The organism is Serratia sp. CY47280 (genome assembly GCF_052168655.1).
GTDB lineage: Bacteria > Pseudomonadota > Gammaproteobacteria > Enterobacterales > Enterobacteriaceae > Serratia > Serratia bockelmannii.
The window spans coordinates 201,340-222,811 of record NZ_JBJNMG010000004.1; the positions used below are offsets into that span (position 1 = coordinate 201,340).

The 21,472-nt window shown below is 62.2% G+C and carries 13 protein-coding genes; 10 read left to right on the forward strand and 3 right to left on the reverse strand.

What is annotated here, in order from left to right:
• Positions 1–139: 139 nt before the first annotated feature.
• The 9 genes from bcsR (at position 140) to ACJ8J4_RS17915 (ending at position 16,175) form a co-directional block, all read left to right on the forward strand.
• Positions 140–331, forward strand: a complete 192-nt coding sequence (gene bcsR / locus ACJ8J4_RS17875) for a cellulose biosynthesis protein BcsR (RefSeq protein WP_025304843.1) — start codon at positions 140–142, stop codon at positions 329–331.
• 3 nt (positions 332–334) lie between these two features.
• Positions 335–1,075 carry a cellulose biosynthesis protein BcsQ gene (gene bcsQ, locus ACJ8J4_RS17880; protein WP_025304844.1) on the forward strand — a complete coding sequence of 247 codons (741 nt, stop codon included), beginning with the start codon at positions 335–337 and terminating at the stop codon, positions 1,073–1,075.
• Positions 1,072–3,675, forward strand: a complete 2,604-nt coding sequence (gene bcsA, locus ACJ8J4_RS17885) for a UDP-forming cellulose synthase catalytic subunit (protein WP_060434820.1) — start codon at positions 1,072–1,074, stop codon at positions 3,673–3,675. Before bcsQ ends, bcsA begins: the two co-directional genes overlap by 4 nt.
• Positions 3,676–3,737: 62 nt before the next feature.
• On the forward strand, positions 3,738–6,044 hold the full coding sequence (bcsB, locus tag ACJ8J4_RS17890) for a cellulose biosynthesis cyclic di-GMP-binding regulatory protein BcsB (protein ID WP_197813062.1): 2,307 nt from the start codon (positions 3,738–3,740) through the stop codon (positions 6,042–6,044).
• A gap of 5 nt (positions 6,045–6,049) precedes the next feature.
• On the forward strand, positions 6,050–7,162 hold the full coding sequence (bcsZ, locus tag ACJ8J4_RS17895) for a cellulose synthase complex periplasmic endoglucanase BcsZ (protein WP_043142331.1): 1,113 nt from the start codon (positions 6,050–6,052) through the stop codon (positions 7,160–7,162).
• Positions 7,144–10,617, forward strand: coding sequence for a cellulose synthase complex outer membrane protein BcsC (gene bcsC, locus ACJ8J4_RS17900; protein ID WP_197836286.1), 3,474 nt, complete (start codon positions 7,144–7,146; stop codon positions 10,615–10,617). Before bcsZ ends, bcsC begins: the two co-directional genes overlap by 19 nt.
• Positions 10,618–10,845: 228 nt before the next feature.
• Positions 10,846–12,852, forward strand: coding sequence for a biofilm formation regulator HmsP (gene hmsP / locus ACJ8J4_RS17905; protein WP_264383772.1), 2,007 nt, complete (start codon positions 10,846–10,848; stop codon positions 12,850–12,852).
• A 273-nt stretch (positions 12,853–13,125) separates the two neighbouring features.
• On the forward strand, positions 13,126–14,412 hold the full coding sequence (locus tag ACJ8J4_RS17910; RefSeq protein WP_089196399.1) for a dicarboxylate/amino acid:cation symporter: 1,287 nt from the start codon (positions 13,126–13,128) through the stop codon (positions 14,410–14,412).
• Between the two features lie 260 nt (positions 14,413–14,672).
• Entirely contained in the window at positions 14,673–16,175 is a 1,503-nt protein-coding gene (locus tag ACJ8J4_RS17915; RefSeq protein ID WP_025304850.1) for a M16 family metallopeptidase, read from the forward strand.
• Between the two features lie 25 nt (positions 16,176–16,200).
• On the opposite strand, the gene ppiC is transcribed toward ACJ8J4_RS17915, so the two are convergent.
• Positions 16,201–16,482: a peptidylprolyl isomerase PpiC gene (gene ppiC, locus ACJ8J4_RS17920; protein WP_004934175.1), complete on the reverse strand. Its 282-nt coding sequence runs from the start codon at positions 16,480–16,482 to the stop codon at positions 16,201–16,203.
• A 109-nt stretch (positions 16,483–16,591) separates the two neighbouring features.
• Here ppiC and rep point away from each other — a divergent pair, with 109 nt between their 5' ends.
• A complete protein-coding gene (gene rep, locus ACJ8J4_RS17925) occupies positions 16,592–18,616 on the forward strand; it encodes a DNA helicase Rep (protein WP_043142264.1) in 2,025 nt (674 codons plus the stop codon).
• Between the two features lie 32 nt (positions 18,617–18,648).
• On the opposite strand, the gene ppx is transcribed toward rep, so the two are convergent.
• Together ppx and rhlB are read right to left on the reverse strand one after the other, a co-directional pair.
• Entirely contained in the window at positions 18,649–20,145 is a 1,497-nt protein-coding gene (gene ppx / locus ACJ8J4_RS17930) for an exopolyphosphatase (RefSeq protein ID WP_043142260.1), read from the reverse strand.
• Between the two features lie 5 nt (positions 20,146–20,150).
• On the reverse strand, positions 20,151–21,437 hold the full coding sequence (gene rhlB, locus ACJ8J4_RS17935) for an ATP-dependent RNA helicase RhlB (protein ID WP_025304853.1): 1,287 nt from the start codon (positions 21,435–21,437) through the stop codon (positions 20,151–20,153).
• Positions 21,438–21,472: the final 35 nt, after the last annotated feature.

The window sequence follows — 21,472 nt, forward strand, 5'->3', positions numbered from 1 at the left end:
AGATAGCCATTTTTACTCTGGCAATAACAAATATCCGACGCTATTCGGCAATATTTGTTGAGAATCATCTTATTGCCTGTCTCTTTTTGTATCGTTGCTATAGTTAATTAACATAGCCTATTTTCGCCAAGGCGGAAGAATGAATAACGCACCTACCCATTTTCGTGCAGCGGCACCTGGGGAGAGCCAGGATGACCTGCAGGCGCTCAGCCAGGCTTTTTCATTGCCGAAATTAAGCTATGTCGATATTTCGCGGCAGGAGCGGCTAACGCACATGATGACGCGCTGGTCACTGTTGGCCGAATTGGCGCAGACTGCGGGGAGCCATTGATCTATGCCGGTGATCGCGCTGCAAGGGCTGCGGGGTGGGATGGGGACGACGTCGGTCACGGCGGCGCTCGCCTGGGCGTTGCAGCAGCTGGGTGAGTCGGTGTTGGCGATCGATTTCACGCCGGATAATCTGCTGCGCTTGCATTTCAACACGCCGTTCGAACTGGCACGCGGCTGGGCCCGCGCGGAGCAGGACGGCGGCGGTTGGCAGGAAGGCGCGCTGCGTTATTGTGAAAACCTCGATTTTCTGCCGTTTGGCCGCCTGAATGCGGCGGAACGGCTGGAAGTGCAGCGTCAGTGTCAGCAGCTGCCCGAACGCTGGCGCGACAACCTGCGCCAACTGAGCGCCGGCGATCCGCAGCGCTGGATCCTATTGGATGTTCCGATCGGGGACGGCGCTCTGGCGCAGCAGGCGCTGCAGCTAGCCGACAGCGTGTTCATGCTGTTGAACCCCGACGCCAACTGTCAGGTACGGCTCCATCAGCAGACGCTGCCGAACGACTGCCGGTTCCTGGTCAATCACTACTCCTCCGCCAGCCAGCTGCAGCAGGATTTGCATCAGCTGTGGCTGCAAACCCTGAGCGGTCTGTTGCCGGTGGTGATCCACCGCGATGAAGCGCTGGCGGAAGCGCTGGCGGTCAAACAGCCGCTGGGCGAGTACCGCCCCGAGAGTCTGGCGGCGGATGAAGTGCTGACGCTGGCCAACTGGTGCCTGATCAACCTCAAACGGGGTGTTGCGCCATGAGCCGGGTGCTGAGCCTGCTGCTGGTGCCGCCGGTGCGTCAGGCGGTGCAGGCGCGCTACCGCGGCTATCGCCGCAACGGCGCGTCGGCGCTGACCGCGTTTTTTGCCACGTTGCTGGTGGCGCTGGGGTGGATGCTGCTGCGCTTTGAATCACCGGCCTGGCAGCGTGTGCGTACCGGCCGCGCTTACTGGTTCCCGCATCTGTCCGCCGAACGCCCACGCCCGGCGGATGCGCTGCGCTATCTGCTGCAGGGCCTGTGGCTACTGCTGTTCCGCAGCGGCCGCGCGCCAGTGCAGCGTGACTATTTCGCTGGGTGGCGTCGGCTGCAGCAGCGCTACGCCGATTGGCTGCAGGGCCTGCCGCAGCGGCTGAAAAACGCCGGCGTGGAACAGCGTTCGGTAGAGCGCCTCGGCCGCATGAACCGCGGCATGCGACGCGCGCTGTTTATTCTGGTCGGCGTGCTGGCGGCGATCCTCGCCATGCTGTGCATCTCGCAACCGTTCGATCTGTCGGCGCAATTCGTGTTCGTCGTGCTGCTGTGGGGGATCGCGATGGTGGTGCGCCGGGTGCCGGGGCGCTTGCCTGCGCTGATGCTGATCGTGCTGTCGCTGACCGTCTCCTGCCGTTACCTGTGGTGGCGCTATACCGCCACGCTGAACTGGGACGATCCACTTAGCCTGGTGTGCGGCCTGTTGCTGTTGGTGGCGGAAACCTACGCCTGGGTGGTGCTGGTGCTGGGCTATTTCCAGACTATCTGGCCGCTTAATCGCCAGCCGGTGCCGTTGCCCGCTGACAGCGCGACCTGGCCAACCATCGATTTGATGGTGCCGACTTACAATGAGGACCTCGGGGTGGTGAAGCCGACCGTCTATGCGGCGCTGGGCATCGACTGGCCGAAGGAAAAGGTGAATATCTATATCCTTGATGACGGTAATCGCCCCGAATTCCGTGCGTTCGCCGCCGAAGTGGGGGTGAAATACATCGCCAGGCCGACCCACGAACATGCCAAGGCCGGCAACATCAACAACGCGTTGAAGCAGGCCACCGGCGAGTTCGTGGCGATTTTCGACTGCGACCACGTGCCGACGCGCTCTTTCCTGCAGCTGACCATGGGCTGGTTCTTCAAAGACAAAAAGCTGGCGATGCTGCAGACCCCGCACCACTTCTTCTCGCCGGATCCGTTCGAGCGCAACCTGGGGCGTTTCCGCCAGACGCCCAACGAGGGCACCTTGTTCTACGGGCTGGTGCAGGACGGCAACGACATGTGGGACGCCACCTTCTTCTGCGGCTCTTGTGCCATCTTGCGCCGCAGCGCGCTGGACGAGATCGGCGGCATCGCGGTGGAAACCGTCACCGAAGACGCCCACACCTCGCTGCGTTTGCACCGGCGCGGGCATACCTCGGCCTATATCCGCATTCCGCAGGCTGCCGGGCTGGCGACCGAAAGCCTGTCGGCGCACATCGGCCAGCGCATTCGCTGGGCGCGCGGCATGGTGCAGATCTTCCGGCTCGACAACCCGCTGCTGGGCAAGGGGCTGAAACTGGCGCAGCGCCTGTGCTACGCCAACGCCATGCTGCACTTCCTGTCGGGCATTCCGCGGCTGATCTTCCTCACCGCACCGCTGGCGTTTTTGCTGCTGCATGCCTACATCATCTTCGCGCCGGCGCTGGCGATCGCGCTTTATGTGCTGCCACACATGATCCACGCCAGCCTGACCAACTCGCGTATCCAGGGGAAATACCGCCATTCGTTCTGGAGCGAAATCTATGAAACGGTGCTGGCCTGGTATATCGCGCGGCCGACCACGGTGGCGCTGTTCAATCCGCACAAGGGCAAATTCAACGTCACCGCCAAGGGCGGGCTGGTGGAGGAGGAGCACGTAGACTGGGTGATCACCCGACCTTATATGTTCCTGGTGATCCTTAACCTGGCCGGGCTGGCGTTCGGCGCCTGGCGGCTGGCCTATGGCCCGACGGACGAGGTGATGACGGTGATCATCAGCCTGGTGTGGGTGCTGTACAACATGACCATTCTCGGCGGCGCGGTGGCGGTGGCGGTAGAGGCCAAGCAGGTGCGTCAGGCGCACCGCGTGGAGATCGCCATGCCGGCGGCGATCGCGCGTGCCGACGGCCACCTCTACCCCTGCACGCTGCGCGATTACTCCGACGGCGGCGTGGGCATTGAGATGCGAGTGGAAAACGCGTTGAAAGACGGCGACAAAGCCTCGCTGCTGCTCAAGCGTGGCCAGCAGGAGTACAGCTTCCCCTGCGTGGTGACGCGCGCCTTCGGCAACAAGGTGGGGGTGCGTCTGGTCAGTCTCTCTACCCGTGAACACATCGATTTCATTCAGTGCACCTTCGCCCGCGCCGATACCTGGGCGCTGTGGCAGGACGGGTTCCCTGAAGACCGGCCGATCGAAAGCCTGCGCGACGTGCTGGCGCTGGGCTTCCGGGGCTATGTGCGCATGGCGGACTACGCGCCGCCGCTGGTGCGCGGTTTGCTGGTCGGGGTCACGTCGCTGACCGCCTGGGTCGTGTCGTTTATTCCGCGCGGCGTCGGCAGGGATCCGACCTTGGGTCAACAAGAAACAGTGGGTTAGCTGCGAGTTCAACCGCCCGCTCACTCGCCCGGTGAACAGGCTCCAACATTGATGATGATACGATGACGCGAAAAATAACCTGGTTAACTGCTCTGGCCTTAGGCATCAGTACCCTGTCGCAGGCCGAAACCGCCACCGCGCCGACCGTGGCGGCCCAGCCGCCGATCGCCGCGGCGGCCGATACGGCGACCGCGCCACCGCTGGCCACCGCACCGCAGGATCCGAATGCGCCGGTGCGCGACGTATCGCTGTCGTTTGCGCAGATAGCGCCGCCGCCGGGCACCTTTGTTCTGCGCGGTACCCGGCCGGACGGACAGATCGAATTCGGCGTGCGCAGCGATGAGGTGGTCTCGCAGGCGATGCTCGATATGGAGTTTACGCCGTCACCGGCGCTGATCCCGGTGGAGTCGCACGTCAAGGTCTATCTGAACGACGAACTGATGGGCGTAACTACCCTCGCCAAAGAGCAACTGGGCAAGCCCAATCGCATCCAGATGGCGATCGATCCGCGCTATATCACCGATTTTAACCGCGTCCGGCTGGTGTTCGTCGGTCATTATCAGAACATCTGCGAAAACCCGGCCAGCACCTCGCTGTGGCTCGACGTCAGCAAGTCCAGCGCGCTGAAGCTGCGTTTCCAGACGCTGCCGGTGAAAAACGAGCTGTCGCACTTCCCTGAGCCGTTCTTCGACAGCCGTGACAATCGGCCGCTGACGCTGCCGATGGTGTTCGCCGGCCAGCCTGACCTCACCCAGCAGCGCGCGGCGGGTATTCTGGCCTCCTGGTTCGGCAGCAAGGCGCAGTGGCGCGGGCAATCCTTCCCGACGCTTTACAACGCGCTGCCGACGCAGCACGCGGTGGTGTTCGCCACCAACTCGCAGCGCCCGGATTTCCTGCGCGATTATCCGGCGGTCAACGGCCCGACGGTGGAGATGATCAGCCACCCCGACAATCCGTACGTCAAACTGCTGTTGATTCAGGGGCGTGACGACAACGATTTGATCACCGCGGTGAAGGGCATCGCGCAGGGCAACATTCTGTTCCGCGGCCAGAACGTGACGGTGGACAAGGTGGAACAGCTCGCGCCGCGCCAGCCTTACGACGCGCCGAACTGGGTGCGCACCGATCGGCCGATGACCTTCGCCGAGCTGCAGCAATATGCCGAACAGCTGCAAACCAGCGGCATCGAGCCTGGCCCGATTTCGCTGACCATGAACCTGCCGCCGGACCTGTTCCTGATCCGCAGCACCGGCATCGATATGCACCTGAAATACCGCTATACCGCGCCGCGCATTCAGGACGGTTCGCGGCTGAGCGTCAGCCTGAACAACCAGTTCGTGCAGGCTTACTCGCTGGTGCCGGAACACGAACAGGGCGCGCAGCTGCTGCGCCTGCCGTTGACGCAGGGGCTGCTCGACTCCGACAAGAACGTCAATATCCCGGCGCTGCGGCTGGGGGCTACCAACCAGCTGCGCTTTGACTTTGACTACACCACGCTGCTGGCCAGCGGCGCGGAAGGGCGCTGCGAAACCTATTCCTTCACGCAAAACCACGCGGTGATCGACGGTGCGTCTACCATCGATTTCTCCGGCTACCGCCACTTTATGGCGATGCCGGACCTGCGCGCCTTCGCCAACGCCGGCTTCCCATTCAGCCGCCTGGCGGATCTGTCGCAAACGCTGGTGTTGGTGAACCAGAAACCGCAGCCGGCGCAGGTCAGCGCGCTGCTGAACGCGCTGGGTGTGATCGGCGCGCAAACCGGTTATCCGGCGCTGGCCTTCACGCTGAGCGACGACTGGTCGCAGGCCAAGGATCGCGACGACGACATCCTGATGGTCGGCACCATTCCGCCGGCGCTGCGCGACGACAAGAAAATCAGTCTGCTGGTGGACGCGACCCAAAGCTGGGTGAAACAGCCGACGCGGCAGCCGCCGCTGCCGAGTGCGGAAGTGCTGGCAGAGGACACCAAGCCGGACAGCAAGACCACCGTCAGCTCCGAGGGCGCAATGTCGGCGATCATCGGCGTACAGTCGCCGTTCAACGACCAGCGCAGCATCGTGGCGCTGTTGGCGGACAGCCCGCGCGGCTATGAGCTGCTCAACAATGCCCTGCTGGACAGCGGCAAGCGCGCCGCGGTGTTTGGTTCGGTGGCGGTGATCCGCGAATCAGGGGTCAACAGCCTGCGCGTCGGCGATATTTACTATGTCGGCCACCTGCCGTGGTGGGAGCGGCTGTGGTATGCCCTCTCCACCCATCCGGTCCTGCTGGCGGTGATCGCGGTGGTGCTGGTGGTGATCCTGGGGCTGATGCTGTGGCGCGGCCTGAAGGCCTTCAGCCGGCGTCGTCTGGCGCCTGAAGATCGGGATTGACGGCGGTGAGCGCGATGCTGCAACGCCTGTCGCTCGGCATGCTGCTGCTGTGTGCGTTCAGCGCGGCGGCGGTCTGCGAGTGGCCGGGCTGGCAACAGTACAAGCAATTCTACATCAGCCCGCAGGGGCGGGTGATCGATCCGAGCAGTCCGAACAAGATCACCACCTCCGAGGGACAGAGTTACGGCCTGTTCTTCGCTCTGGTGGCCAACGACCGGCCGACCTTCGATCGGCTGTTGGCCTGGACGGAGAACAACCTGGCGGCGGGCGATCTCAGCGCCCGTTTGCCCGCCTGGCTGTGGGGCGAGAGCGACGACAAGCAGTGGAAGGTGCTGGACGCCAACTCGGCGTCAGATGCCGATCTGTGGATCGCTTATAACCTGCTCGAAGCCGGCCGCCTGTGGAAAAGCCGGCGTTATCAAACCCTGGGAACGCTGCTGCTGCAACGCATCGGCCGCGAGGAAGTGGCCGACATCCCCGGCCTGGGCCTGATGTTGCTGCCGGGCAAAGTCGGGTTTGTGGCGGAAGATCGCTGGCGGCTGAACCCCAGCTACCTGCCGCCGCAGCTGCTGGCGCGTTTTGCGGCGCTGAACGGCCCGTGGCGCGCGATGCGCCAGGTCAATCAGCGGCTGTGGCTGGACAGCGCGCCGCACGGCTTCTCACCGGACTGGGTGGTGTGGCGAGTCGGCACCGGCTGGCAGCCGGATACCGTCAAGCCGAACGTCGGCAGCTACGACGCGATTCGGGTCTATCTGTGGGCCGGCATGCTGGCGGACGACGATGAGCATAAGGCGGCGCTGCTCGCACGCTTCCAGCCGATGGCGCAGCTCACCGCCAAACAGGGTGTGCCGCCGGAGAAAACCGATACCGCCAGCGGCAAAACCACCGGTGACGGCCCGGTCGGCTTTTCCGCCTCAATGCTGCCGATGTTGGCGACGCAGGCCGAGGCGCTGGCGACACAGCGGCAACGCATCAGCGAACATCCGCCGGGTGACGACGCTTATTTCAGCGCCTCGCTGACGCTGTTCGGTCAGGGGTGGGATCAACAACGTTATCGCTTTAATCGTCAGGGTGAATTGCAACCCTCGTGGGACGGCCAATGCACAACTTCAAAATAAACTGGCTGAATTTGATTCCGCTGAGCCTGGCGATGCTGCCGCAGGCGCGCGCCGCGGAGGCCGTGGCCCCGGAGCAGTGGCTGCTGGAGCAGGTGCGCATTGGCGAGGCCGGCAACAAGGACGATCTGGTGCGCCAGTCGCTGTACCGGCTCGAGCTGATGGATCCGAATAACCCGGACGTGATCGCCGCGCGTATGCGTTTGGCGCTGCGGCAGGGCAACATGGCGCTGGCGCAACAGCAGTTGGACAAGCTGAAAACTCTCGCGCCGCAGTCCAGCGCCTATCGCCAGGCGCAAATGAACATGCTGCTGACCCAGCCGGAAACCCGGCAAAAGCTGCAGCAGGCCCGCCTGATGGCGACCGCCGGCCGGCTGCCGGAGGCCAAGGCGCAGTACGATGCGCTGTTCCACGGCGAGCCGCCGACGCTCGATCTGGCGGTGGAGTATTGGCGGCTGGTGGCGCGTTTGCCGGGGCAGGAGGCGAAGGCGTTAAAGCAGTTGCAGGCGCTGGACCAGCAATATTCCGGCAACGTGGCGCTGCGCATGTCGCTGGCGCGTATGCTGTTCAGTCAGAATCAGGACGCGCAGGCCTATGAACTGCTGCAGAAGATCGCCGCCGATCCGGCCGGGCGCGGCGATGCCGCCGATCTGTGGCTGGACAAGGTCAAAGCGATGCCGGTCAGCGCGCAAAGCGTGGCGGCGCTCAACCGTTTCCTCGGCGTGTTCGACACCGGCGATCAGGCGACCCGCGCCCGTGAAGAGCTGGCCAGACAGCAGAAACTGTTGGCCGATCCGGCTTATCAGGCGCGGGTGCGCGGCCTGGCACAGGTGGATAAAGGCGGCAGCCGGGCGGCCATTCCGGCGTTGCAAAAGGCGTTGGCGGCGACGCCGAACGACGCCGAGGTGCTGGGCGCGCTCGGCCAGGCCTATTCACGCGCCGGTGACCGCCCGCAGGCGCTGAAGCTGTTTCGCCAGGCGCTGGCGGCCGACAAGAATGGCTACGGCAGCGGCAAATGGCAAAGCCTGATCAAGAGCACCGGCTACTGGCTGGCGATCGACGAGGGCGACAAAGCGCTCAAGGCCGGCAATCTCGCGCTGGCCCGGCAGAAATATCAGCAGGCGCGCCAGCTCGACGACAGCGACGGCGATGCGTTTATCGGCCTGGGCGATGTGGCGGTGGCGAGCAAGGATGACGCCGCGGCGGAAGGGTTTTATCAGCAGGCGTTGCGGCGCGACCCCGGCAACGGCAGCGCGCTGCGCGGCCTGGTGAATATCTATCAACGGCAGTCGCCGGAAAACGCGCTGGCCTACCTCAGCGGCCTGCCGCGCAGCCAACAGGCCAAGCTGCGCAGCACCCTCGACGGGCTGCGGCTCGATATGTTGAAACAGCAGGCGGAGGCGCTGGCGGCGCAGCAGCAGTGGCAGCAGGCGGCGGACATCTATCGCCGCGCTCAGGCGATGGATCCCGACGATGTCTGGCTGACCTATCGCTACGCGCAGGCGCTGCGTCAGGCCGGGCAGCCGCAGCAGGCGGACGCTCTGTTCCGGCAGCTGGCGCAGCGTCAGCACGCCAACCCGCAGCTGACCTACGCCTATGCGCTCTATCTTTCCGGCAGCGATCGCGACCGGCAGGCGCTGGCGCAGCTCAATACGCTGCCTGCGGCGCAATGGAACGACAACATGCGCGAACTGGCGCAGCGGCTGAAAATGCAGGCGATAATCGAACAGGCTGAACGGCTACGGGCGGCCGGTGACGAACCGGCGGCGGAAGCCTATCTGCGTCGGCAGCCGGCGGACACCCGCATCGATTTGCTGCTCGCCGACTGGGCGCTGGCGCGCGGGGAGTATGCGGCGGCGCTGGACGACTATCAGCGGGTGAAACGCCGTGAACCGAACAACCCGGATGCGCAGCTGGGCGAGATCGAAGCCTATGTGGCGCAAGGGGATCTGGACGCGGCGCGCCAGCGGCTGAAAACCGAACCGCAGCCGCAAGACGCTTCGCTCAACAGCCAACGGCGGGTTGCCAACGCCTGGAGTGCGGTCGGCGATGCGCAGCAGGCCGACGCGCTCTTCGGCCGGCTGAAAACGGCGGCGGCTTCAGAACCCGTCGGGCAGACCAAGGCGCTGATCTACCGTGACGCCGCCCGTCTGGAGCGGGCTCAGCAACAGCCTGAGCGGGCGCAGCAGGATTTCCGGCAGGCGATGGTGGCCGGCGGCATCACGCCGACGCTGCCGCAGGATAATGACAGCTACACTTATTTGACGCGCAATAACGCGGGCGACGACTGGCTGAAACGCGGCATCCGCTCCGACGCCGCGGATCTGTATCGACAGCAGGACGTGAACGTCACACTCGATCACGATTACTGGCGCTCGAGCGGCACCGGCGGCATTTCCGATTTCAATGCGCACGACACCATGCTGCAGGTGGACATGCCGCTGTATGACGGGCGCGCCTTCTTGCGCACCGACACCGTGCAGCTGGATGCCGGCCGCTTCTCGACCGACGGCAGCGGCCACTATTACGAGACCTTCGGCACTTGCAACACGCAAGGGTGCCGCGGCGATGAACACCAGAAAACCACCGGCACCAGCGTGGCGGCCGGCTGGAAAAACGATCGCTGGGCCGCCGATATCGGCACGACGCCGATGGGCTTTGAGGTGGTCGACTGGACCGGCGGCCTGGCCTACAGCGGCGACTGGAACCACATCGGCTGGACGCTGGCGGCCTCGCGGCGGCCGATCTCCAGCTCGCTGCTGGCGTTCGGCGGTGCCAAAGATCCGAACACCGGTACCACCTGGGGTGGCGTGCGCGCCACCGGCGTCAGCCTGAGCGCCAGCTACGATCGCGGCGAGGCGAACGGCGTGTGGGCCGATCTCAGCGCGCACCAGATTACCGGCAAGAATGTGGCGGACAACCAGCGGCAGCGGTTGATGGTCGGTTACTACTACAAGCTGATCAACGAAGACAATCGCCGCCTGAGCGTCGGGCTCAATACCATGCTGTGGCATTACCAGAAGGATTTGAGTGGTTATTCGCTGGGGCAGGGCGGCTATTACAGCCCGCAGCAATATCTGTCTCTGTCGCTGCCGGTCAACTACCGTCAGCGCACCGAGAACTGGTCGTGGGAGCTGGGCGGTTCGGTTTCGCTGTCCCATTCCAAAACCGACAGCCAGCGCCGTTATCCACTGCAGGGGCTGATCCCGGATTCGTTGCCCGATAAGTTCGCCGTCGAGGACGGCAGCTCCTCAAGCGGCGTCGGTTATACCCTGCGGGCAATCGTCGAACGCCGTCTCAGTTCGCACTGGACGCTCGGCGCCGGCATCGACATTCAACAGGCGAAGGACTATACGCCGAGCCACGCGTTGATTTATCTGCGCTATTCCCTGGCCGGCTGGCAGGGGGATCTCGATTTGCCGCCGCAGCCGTTGACGCCTTACGCCGACTTTAAGTAGTCGGAAGAGGAAAGATTCGGAGTGTCGGACGCCGGGGAGTTTTGTTACCCTGTGTCCGGGTCGTGTTTGTTCGCTTTAGGAAAAGACTGAAACCCGCGATTTTCTTGGTTTTGCCTGCGGCATAGCCAGATAAAAACAGCCGATGATCGAGTATACTCAGCCCGGTTCGAGGGGGCGGGTGAGAGTCAGCCCCCTTTTTGTTTTAGCCCGATTTCACGGAGAGCAGGTTTGCGGGTCAGGCGTTCGTTAACGATTAAGCAGATGGCGACAGTGTCCGGCGTGGCGCTGGTCACGATCTGCATCTTTATCGTGATCCAGTTATTCCACTTTGTGCAGCAGCGCAGGGATGACTACGCCCAGCAACTGGAGAATATCGCTCACTCCGTGCGCCAGCCGCTGGCGGAAGCGGTGCTGCGGATGGACGTGCCGGAAGCCAAAAGGGTGCTGAACACCCTGTTGCCGGTCGGCATTCTTAGTCGGGCGGATATCGTCTTGCCGAACGAGTTTCAGGCGCTGCACGCCAATTTCCCGCCGGAGCGGCCGGTGCCGACGCTGATCGCCCGGCTGTTTGAACTGCCTATCCAAATTTCCGTGCCGCTCTATTCGCTGGAACGGGTGCCGGCCAACCAGCAGCCGCTGGCCTATCTGGTGCTGCAGGCCGATTCGTTCCGCATGTACCAGTTTATCCTCAGCATTTTGTCGACCATGCTGTCGACCTACCTGCTGCTGGCGCTGATCCTGTCGGTGGCCATCACCTGGTGCATGAACCGGTTGATGGTGCACCCGCTGCGCGCGATGGCCAAAGAGCTGGAGAACATCTCGCAGGACGAAGCGCCCTATCACCAACTGATGCTGCCGGCGCTGCACCAGGACGACGAGCTCGGCCTGCTGGTGCGCAACTACAACCGCAATCAACAGACGTTGGCCAAGGCGCATGCCGACATGAGCCGCCTGAGCACCCGCCACCCGGTGACCGAATTGCCAAATCCGGCGTTGCTGAACGCGTTGCTGGAACAGCATATCGCCTCCAGCCTGCGCCCCGAGCGTTTTAACCTGTTGGTGATCGGCATCGAGACGCTGCATGAAGCGTCTGGCGTGATGAGCCCGGCGATGCGTGAAGCGTTGCTGCTGGCGTTGGCGAAGAAGCTGCGCGGCTGCATCGACGAAAACGGCGTGCTGGCACAGCTGAGCAATACCGAATTCGCCATTCTGGCCAAGGGCATCGAGCGGCCGTTCCACGCCATGCAGCTGGCGCGGCGTATCATGGCGGAGATCAACGCGCCGTTGATGCTGGAAGGTTTGGCGCTGCGGCCCAACGCCAGTATCGGCATCGCGCACTACCTCAATCAGGGGGAGAGTGCGGAACAGCTGCTGCGCAGCGCCACCTCGGCGATGATGTCCGCGCACCGCGAAGGAAAAAATCAAATCCTGTTCTTCGAGCCCAGCCTGACGGAACGCACGCAGAAGCGGTTGACCCAGGAGAGCGAGATCTTGCACGGCATCGAGCAGCGGCATTTCACGCTGTTCCTGCAGCCGCAGATCGACATGCAGTCCAACGAGGTGATCGGCGCCGAAGCGCTGCTGCGTTGGCAGCAGTATGACGGCAGCTATACCCTGCCGGCCGACGTTATCCCGCTGGCGGAAGAGCTGGGTGTGATCGTGCCTCTCGGCAACTGGGTGTTGGAAGAGTCCTGCCGCATCCTGGCGGACTGGCAGCAACGCGGCATTGCGCTGCCGCTGGCGGTCAACGTTTCCGGTATTCAGATGCAACATGAGGCGTTTGTTCCGCATCTGAAAAACCTGCTGGCGCAGTATCGGATCGATCCGCGCAAGCTGCTGCTGGAGATCACCGAGACGGTACGCATCGACGATCTCGACCACGCGCTGGCGCTGCTGCGTGAGCTGCACGATCTGGGATTGTCTATCGCGCTAGATGACTTCGGCATGGGCTACTCCAGCCTGGAGTACCTGAACCGGTTGAAATCCCTGCCGATCGATTTGATCAAAATCGACCGCAGCTTCATTCAGGGGCTGCCGGCCGACGATGCGATGGCGCGTATCGTCAGTTCGATCTCCGAAGTGCTGGCGTTACCGGTGATGGCCGAAGGCGTGGAAAACGCCGGGCAGCGCGACTGGCTGCTGCAGCACGGCATTCGCAGCGGGCAAGGATTCCTGTTCGCCCGGCCGCTGCCGCGCGAAGCGTTCGAAGCCGAGTTTTGCCGCGCGGCGCCGTGAGCGCCGCGTGACCTTTCAGGTACTTTTCCCCGTCCGAAAATCGCCATTCTTCATATACCTCTTTTGCGTTAGTGCAAACAAAGGCTTACGCAATTTTCAGCTTTGCACCTCGACTGACGCGTTTCAGCTCTTAAATTCACATCAACCCGCAAGGGCGGGTGCAACAAATTATTTCCATGTTGTTAAGTGGGTGTTATTTTCCGCGCAAGCAATGAACAGGCTGGATTTTTAGACTGCTGCCTGGTGCGTGTCTTCCCCCCATAGGATGTTCATATGAAAACAACGATCTTTAAGAGCCTCTATTTTCAGGTACTGACGGCGATCACGCTGGGTATCCTGCTTGGCCATTTCTACCCTGACCTCGGCGCCGAGATGAAACCTCTGGGCGATGGCTTCGTCAAACTGATCAAGATGATCATCGCACCGGTGATCTTCTGCACCGTGGTGACCGGCATCGCCGGCATGGAAAGCATGAAGGCGGTGGGGCGCACCGGCGCCATCGCGCTGCTGTATTTTGAAATCGTCAGCACCATCGCGCTGATTATCGGTCTGGTGATCGTCAACCTGGTGCAACCGGGCGCCGGCATGAACGTCGATCCCGGCACGCTGGACGCCAAGGCGGTGGCGGTCTACGCCGAGCAGGCACAGCAGCAGGGCATCATTCCGTTCCTGCTGGACATCATCCCCGGCAGCGTGATCGGCGCGTTCGCCAGCGGCAACATTCTTCAGGTGCTGCTGTTCGCGGTACTGTTCGGCTTCGCCCTGCATCGTCTGGGCGACAAAGGGCAGCTGATCTACAACGTGATCGACAGCTTCTCGCGGGTGATTTTCGGCATCATCAACATGATCATGCGCCTGGCGCCGCTGGGGGCCTTCGGCGCTATGGCGTTTACCATCGGTAAATACGGTGTCGGCACCCTGGTGCAACTCGGCCAACTGATCGTGTGCTTCTATATCACCTGCATCCTGTTCGTGGTGGTGGTGCTGGGCAGCATCGCCCGCGCCAACGGCTTCAGCATCTTCAAATTCGTCAACTACATCAAAGAAGAGCTGCTGATCGTGCTGGGGACCTCGTCGTCCGAATCCGCGCTGCCGCGCATGCTGGATAAAATGGAGAAGCTGGGCTGCAAGAAATCAGTGGTGGGTCTGGTTATTCCGACCGGGTACTCCTTCAACCTGGACGGCACCTCTATCTACCTGACCATGGCCGCGGTGTTTATCGCGCAGGCGACCAATACCCACATGGACATCATGCATCAGATTACCCTGCTGGTGGTGCTGCTGCTTTCCTCCAAAGGGGCGGCGGGTGTCACCGGCAGCGGCTTTATCGTGTTGGCCGCCACCATCTCCGCCGTCGGCCACCTGCCGCTGGCCGGCCTGGCGCTGATCCTCGGCATCGACCGCTTCATGTCGGAAGCCCGTGCGTTGACCAACTTGGTGGGCAACGGGGTGGCGACCGTGGTGGTGGCAAAATGGTGTAACCAGCTGGATGAAAAACAGCTGAAAGACACGCTGAACAACAAAAACTCCGGCGCGGACAAAACGCTGCCTTCCGCCTGATATCGGCGGTAAATCACCGGCCGCATCCGCGGCCGGTGAGGTTCTTCCTCTGCCTCGTAACGATTTTTTGCATTAAAAACCCCGCAATCCATTATTTTTCACTCTAATGAGTGACATCCGCAAAGGCGCGCGGTCTAACACGGTGGTACACTTTCTGCTTTCCGCCCCACCGTGAAACTCAGGGCGTATTTTTATGATTCCATTGAATGGAATACACGCATTTGCATAAGAAATTGGATAGTCATTAAGTAGGGGTTCACATGCAGGGCACCAGAATTCATCTTATAGTTGGTGGGTTGCTATTGGCTGCAGCCAGTAGCAGCGTGCAGGCTGAAGCACTACAACCCGACCCTGCCTGGCAGCAGGGGGCGTTGGCCAACGGGTTTTCATGGCAGATTCTCGATACGCCGCAGCGGCCGAGTGACCGCGTTGAACTGCGGCTGATCGTCAATACCGGCTCTTTGGTGGAGTCTTCTCAGCAGACCGGCTTTGCCCATCTGCTGCCGCGGCTGGCGTTGGCGCGTAGCGAAAGCTTCACGGCCCCGCAGCTGCGCGCCCTGTGGCAGCAGAGCGTGGACAACGAGCGGCCGCTGCCGCCGGCTATCATCTCGTATGATTTCACCATGTATAACCTCAGTCTGCCGAACAACCGGCCCGACCTGCTGAAAGAAGCGCTGGCCTGGCTGGCAGATACCACCGGCAAATTGGCGATCGACGAGCATACGGTGCATGCGGTGATGAATTCCAGCATCAATCCGGTCGGCACTTTCCCGCCTAATACCCAAGACGTCTGGTGGCGTTACCGCCTGAAAGGCTCGACGCTGCTGGCGCACGATCCGGCGCAGCCGGCAAAACGGCCGGTCAACCTCGAGCAGCTGAAGAAATTCTACCAACAGTGGTATACCCCGGATGCCATGACGCTGTTCGTGGTCGGCAAGGTTGACAGCCGCAGCCTGGGCGAGCAGATCAACAAGGCGTTCTCGCCGCTGCAAGGCAAACGTGAAACCCCGGCCCCGATGCCGACGCTGACACCGCTGCCGCAGCAGCCGGTGAGCCTGATCAGCGAGCAGGTGAAACAGGATACGCTGTCGATCATGTGGGATTCGCCGTGGCACCCGATTCGCGATTCGCAGAGCCTGCTTCGTTACTGGCGTGGCGATCTCGCCCGCGAGGCGCTGTTCTGGCATCTCCAGCAGACGCTGGAAAAAAGCGAACAGAAGAGCCTGCATCTGGGCTTTGACTGCCGCGTGCAGTATCAACGAGGGCAGTGCGCCATTCATCTGGATACGCCGAACAACAATCTGAACGGCAGCCTGGGCTTTATTGCCCGCGAGCTGGCCAACGTGCGTGACAACGGCCTGTCGAAAGAAGAATTCGATGCGTTGCTGGCGCAGAAAAACGATCAGCTGAGCAAGCTGTTCGCGACCTACGCCCGCACCGACACCGATGTGCTGATGAGCCAGCGTCTGCGCTCGCAACAGAGCGGGGTGGTGGATATCGCGCCGGAGCTGTATCAGAAGCTGCGCCAGGAGTTCCTGTCCAGCCTGACGCTGGAGACGCTGAATCAGGCGCTGAAGCTGCAGCTTTCTCAGGAGGCGACGCTAGTGCTGATGCAGCCGAAGGGCGAGCCGGAAATGAGCATGAAGCAGCTGCAGGAAACCTATGACGGCATCATGATGCCGGCGCCGGCGGTGGTGACGGAAGAAGCCAAGCCGGCCGACGCCGCGGTGGCAGCGCCGGCGACGGACGCCAGCGCGCAGTAATTCGCCGCAGGGGGCTCAGGCCCCCTCAGTTGCGGTACAGCACCTTGATGATGTGGTAACCGAACTGGGTTTTGACCGGGCCGTAAGGTTTGAGCAGCGGGATGCTGAACACCGCTTTATCGAACGCCGGCACCATCGCGCCTTTGTTGAACTCGCCCAGCGAGCCGCCGTTACGTTTTGACGGGCAGCTCGAGTATTTGCGCGCCAGCGTGTCGAAGCTGACGCCGCGCTTCAGCTTGGCCAGCAGCTCGTTGGCCAGCTTTTCATTGTCTACCAGAATGTGCAGGGCGCACGCCGTTTTTGCCATGGTATTGCCTTTGTCGATGCGAAAATTGCGCTGATTATACCCGCTAAATCTCGTCGGCGCTTTCTGCTACAATTCCCTTCCACGTTTTACAGCCGAGCAAGCCAGCACCATGCGATTAAACCCCAGCCAACAACAAGCCGTCGAATTCGTTACCGGGCCCTGCCTGGTGTTGGCCGGTGCCGGTTCCGGCAAGACGCGCGTTATCACCAACAAGATAGCCCACCTGATCCACCACTGCGGCTACCAGGCGCGGCACATCGCCGCCGTGACCTTTACCAACAAGGCCGCGCGCGAGATGAAAGAGCGCGTGTCGCAAACCCTGGGGCGCAAAGAGGCGCGCGGGCTGATGATTTCCACCTTCCATACCCTGGGGCTGGAGATCATCAAGCGGGAATACGTGGCGTTGGGGATGAAATCCAACTTCTCGCTGTTCGACGACCAGGATCAGCTGGCGCTGTTGAAAGAGCTGACCGAAAAGTGGCTGGAAAGCGATAAAACGCTGGTGGCGCAGCTGATTTCGACCATCTCCAACTGGAAAAACGACCTGATCGATCCCCAGCGGGCGGCGGAGCTGGCGCGCTCGGAGCGCGACAAGCTGTTCGCCCACTGCTACGGCCTGTACCACGCCCATATGCGGGCGTGCAACGTGCTGGACTTCGACGACCTGATCCTGTTGCCAACGCTGCTGTTGCAACGCAACGAAGAGGTGCGCGAACGCTGGCAGCAGCGCATCCGCTACCTGTTGGTGGATGAATACCAGGATACCAACACCAGCCAGTACGAGCTGGTGAAGCTGTTAGTGGGCAACCGCGCGCGCTTTACCGTGGTGGGTGACGATGACCAGTCGATCTACTCCTGGCGCGGCGCGCGGCCGCAGAACCTGGTGCTGCTGAAGGAGGATTTCCCGGCGCTGCAGGTGATCAAACTGGAGCAAAACTACCGTTCCAGCGAGCGCATTCTGAAGGCGGCCAATATCCTGATCGCCAATAACCCGCACGTGTTTGAAAAACGGCTGTTTTCCGAGCTGGGGTATGGCGAAGAGCTGAAAGTGGTGACTGCCAACAACGAGGAGCACGAAGCCGAGCGGGTGGTGGGGGAGCTGATCGCCCACCACTTCGTGAAAAAGACCAACTACGGCGACTATGCGATCCTGTACCGCGGCAACCACCAGTCGCGGGTGTTTGAAAAGATGCTGATGCAGAACCGCATTCCGTACAAGATTTCCGGCGGCACCTCGTTCTTCTCGCGCCCCGAGATCAAGGATCTGCTGGCCTACCTGCGCGTGCTGACCAACCCGGAGGACGACAGCGCCTTCCTGCGCATCGTCAATACCCCCAAGCGCGAGATCGGCCCGGCGACGCTGCAGAAGCTCGGCGAATGGGCCAACCAGCGCAACAAGAGTTTATTCCACGCCAGTTTCGATCTGGGGCTGAGCCAGCACTTGACCGGGCGCGGGCTGGAATCGTTGCAGCGCTTCACCCATTGGCTGGGCGGCATCGCCCAACAGGCGGAGCGTGAGCCGGTGGCGGCGGTGCGCGATCTGATCCGCGGCGTGGATTATGAAAGCTGGCTGTTTGAAACCTCGACTAGCCCGAAGGCCGCCGAAATGCGGATGAAGAACGTCAACACGCTGTTCGGTTGGATGACGGAGATGCTGGAAGGCAACGATTTGGACGAGCCGATGACGCTGACCCAGGTGGTGACGCGCTTCACCCTGCGCGACATGATGGAGCGCGGCGAAAGCGAAGAAGAACTGGATCAGGTACAGCTGATGACGCTGCACGCCTCCAAGGGGCTGGAGTTCCCTTACGTGTTCCTGGTGGGCATGGAAGAGGGCCTGCTGCCGCACCAGAGCAGCATTGACGAAGACAATGTCGACGAAGAGCGGCGTCTGGCCTATGTGGGGATCACCCGCGCGCAAAAAGAGCTGATCTTCACCCTGTGCCGCGAGCGCCGTCAGTACGGTGAGCTGGTGCGGCCGGAGCCGAGCCGCTTCCTGCTGGAGTTGCCGCAGGACGATTTGGCGTGGGAAACCGAGCGCAAAGTGGTGAGCCCGCAGGAGCGGATGCAGAAAGGGCAGAGCCATCTGGCCAATATCCGCGCCCAGCTGGCCAAGGCCAAAGGCGGGAATTAAAAAGACAGGGCGCTCATCGCGCCCTGGTCATTTCAACGTTGTTCTTCCAACCGCAGCGTCCAGTGGACGTAGCTCTGCCAGTGGCTTTCCTGCTCCAGCGCCTCGGCGCGCAGCGGATGCTGTTCCAGCCACCCCGGCGGCAAAATCACCGTCAGTTCATCGTCCTGATTGGCGCGTAAACGCACCGCCGGCAGCGTGTCGTCGCGGCGGCGGCTGGCGAAGATGATCGCCAGGCGCAAAATGCGGCACAGACGCTGCGCGGTGCGCGGCGGCAGGGCGTTTTGCTGGTTCAACAGCGACAGGTCGAGAGGGTTGCTCTGGTTTTGCAGCAGGGTGGCCAGCAGTTTTTTCTGCGCCGGGGTAAAGCCGGGTAAGTCCAGATGGCGGATCAGGTAGGCGGCGTGTTGCGGCGCCTGCTTGAAATCGACGCTGAGGCCGAGTTCGTGGATCAGGCTGGCGCTGTGCAATAGCTCGCGACATCGTGCGTCCAACTGCCATTCGTTGGCGACCTGCTGCGAGAAATTGGCGGCGAGCTGGCTCACGCGTTCGGCCTGCTCGGTATCGATCAGGTAACGGCGCTGCAGGTTGCGGATGGTGCGGATGCGAATATCCTGCTCCACCGGCAGATGCAGCATGCCGTAAACCAGGCCTTCACGCAGCGCTCCGCCGGCCAGCATCATGCTCTCGATGCCGAGCTCCTGGAAAATGGCCAGCAGAATGGACAGGCCGCTCGGGAAGACCAGCGCGCGCTCCAGCGTCAACCCTTCGATCTCCAGCTCTTCCAGCTTGCCGCACTGAATGGCACGCTGTTTCAACTGGCGCAGCTTGGGCAGGGTGATGCGTTCATCCATGCCTTGCGCCACCATGATCTCCTGCAGCGCTTGCACGGTGCCGGAAGCGCCGACGCAGATCTGCCAACCTTGCTGGCGCAGCTGCGGTGCGATCGGCCGCACCATTTCGCGCGCGGCCTGTTCGGCGCGCTCGAAGTTTTCTTGCCCGAGGTTGCGGTCGCTGAAGTAGCGCTCCAGCCAGGTAACGCAGCCCATCGACAGGCTATACAGCTGCGATGCCTGTGCGCCGGTGCCGGTGACCAGTTCGGTGCTGCCGCCGCCGATGTCGACGACCAGCCGCTGATCCGGCCCGCCGGTGGTGTGCGCGACGCCGTGATAAATCAGCCGTGCCTCTTCTTCGCCGCTGATCACCTGCACCGGGCAGCCGAGGATTTGCTCGGCGACCTGCAGGAACTCATCGGCGTTGGACGCCAGGCGCAGCGTGGCGGTGGCGACGACGCGGATCTGCTCGCGCGGAATGTCCTGCAGGCGTTCAGAGAACAGCCGCAGACACTGCCAGCCGCGCTGCATGGCCTCATGCGACAGGTGATTGTGCTGATCCAGCCCGGCCGCCAGGCGCACCTTGCGCTTGATCCGCGCCAGAGTCTGAATGCTGCCGGCCACCTCGCGCACCACCAACATGTGGAAGCTGTTGGAGCCGAGGTCGATGGCAGCATAAAGCGTGCTGGAGCTGAGCATGGCGATCAGCTCGGGCGTTTACGGTTGCTGCGCGGCGCGCCGCCGCGACGAGGCGCGGAGTTGCGACGTGGGCCGTTGCCGCCGCGCGGACGCGACAGGCGCTTCGGCGCCGGCAGATCGGTCAGCAGCGCATCGCTGTTGTACTTGCTCACCGGAATGCTGTGGTCGATATAGGTCTCGATCGCCGGCAGGTTGAGCGCGTACTCTTCACACGCCAGGCTGATGGAGTGGCCGCTGGCGCCTGCTCGGCCGGTACGGCCGATGCGGTGCACGTAGTCTTCGCAGTCGTCAGGCAGATCGTAGTTGAAGACGTGCGTGACGGCGGGAATGTGCAGACCGCGCGCGGCGACGTCGGTGGCGACCAGGATATCCAGGTTGCCCTTGGTGAAATCGTCGAGGATGCGCAGGCGTTTTTTCTGCGCCACGTCACCGGTCAGCAGGCCGACGCGGTGACCGTCGGCGGCCAGATGGCCCCAGATGTCTTCGCAGCGGTGCTTGGTGTTGGCGAAGATGATGGCGCGATCCGGCCACTCTTCTTCGATCAGCGTCTGCAGCAGACGCATTTTTTCTTCGTTGGACGGGTAGAACAGCTCTTCTTTAATGCGGTGGCCGGTTTTCTGTTCCGGTTCCACTTCAACATATTCGGCGTTGTTCATCTGCTCAAAGGCCAATTCGCGTACGCGATAGGACAGGGTAGCGGAGAACAGCATGTTCAGGCGTTGATCGGCCGTAGGCATACGGCGGAACAGCCAACGGATGTCTTTGATAAAGCCAAGATCGTACATGCGATCGGCTTCATCCAGCACGACAACCTGCATCGCGCCGAGATCGACATAGTTCTGCTTGGTGTAATCGATTAAACGGCCGGTGGTGCCAATCAGAATGTCCACGCCGCTTTCCAGCACTTTCAGCTGTTTGTCGTAGCCGTCGCCGCCGTAGGCCAGGCCCAGTTTGAGGCCGGTGCTCTGGGAGAGCGCTTCAGCATCGGAGTGGATTTGCACCGCCAGTTCACGCGTAGGCGCCATGATCAAGGCGCGCGGCTGATTGGTCTGGCGATCCTGTTTCGCCGGGTGAGTCAGCAAATAGTGAAAAGTAGACGCCAAAAACGCCAGCGTCTTTCCGGTACCGGTTTGCGCCTGACCTGCAACGTCACGCCCGGAGAGCGTGAGCGGCAATGCTAACGCCTGGATAGGCGTGCAATTGTGAAACCCTTTTTTCTCAAGGGCTTCAAGGACTAACGGGTGCAGGGCGAAGTCGGAAAACTTCTGTTCGGTCAAGTGTGTTTTGCTCATAGTGTGGTAGAATATCAGCTAACTATTGCTTTACG

Excerpts from the sequence above, each read along its gene's own strand:
- ACJ8J4_RS17910 (WP_089196399.1), top strand. The coding sequence starts at position 13,126 with ATGAAAACAACGATCTTTAAGAGCCTCTATTTTCAGGTACTGACGGCG.
- bcsA (WP_060434820.1), top strand. The coding sequence starts at position 1,072 with ATGAGCCGGGTGCTGAGCCTGCTGCTGGTGCCGCCGGTGCGTCAGGCG.
- ppx (WP_043142260.1), bottom strand. The coding sequence starts at position 20,145 with ATGCTCAGCTCCAGCACGCTTTATGCTGCCATCGACCTCGGCTCCAAC.
- bcsB (WP_197813062.1), top strand. The coding sequence starts at position 3,738 with ATGACGCGAAAAATAACCTGGTTAACTGCTCTGGCCTTAGGCATCAGT.
- rhlB (WP_025304853.1), bottom strand. The coding sequence starts at position 21,437 with ATGAGCAAAACACACTTGACCGAACAGAAGTTTTCCGACTTCGCCCTG.
- bcsQ (WP_025304844.1), top strand. The coding sequence starts at position 335 with ATGCCGGTGATCGCGCTGCAAGGGCTGCGGGGTGGGATGGGGACGACG.
- rep (WP_043142264.1), top strand. The coding sequence starts at position 16,592 with ATGCGATTAAACCCCAGCCAACAACAAGCCGTCGAATTCGTTACCGGG.
- bcsR (WP_025304843.1), top strand. The coding sequence starts at position 140 with ATGAATAACGCACCTACCCATTTTCGTGCAGCGGCACCTGGGGAGAGC.
- ACJ8J4_RS17915 (WP_025304850.1), top strand. The coding sequence starts at position 14,673 with ATGCAGGGCACCAGAATTCATCTTATAGTTGGTGGGTTGCTATTGGCT.
- ppiC (WP_004934175.1), bottom strand. The coding sequence starts at position 16,482 with ATGGCAAAAACGGCGTGCGCCCTGCACATTCTGGTAGACAATGAAAAG.
- bcsC (WP_197836286.1), top strand. The coding sequence starts at position 7,144 with ATGCACAACTTCAAAATAAACTGGCTGAATTTGATTCCGCTGAGCCTG.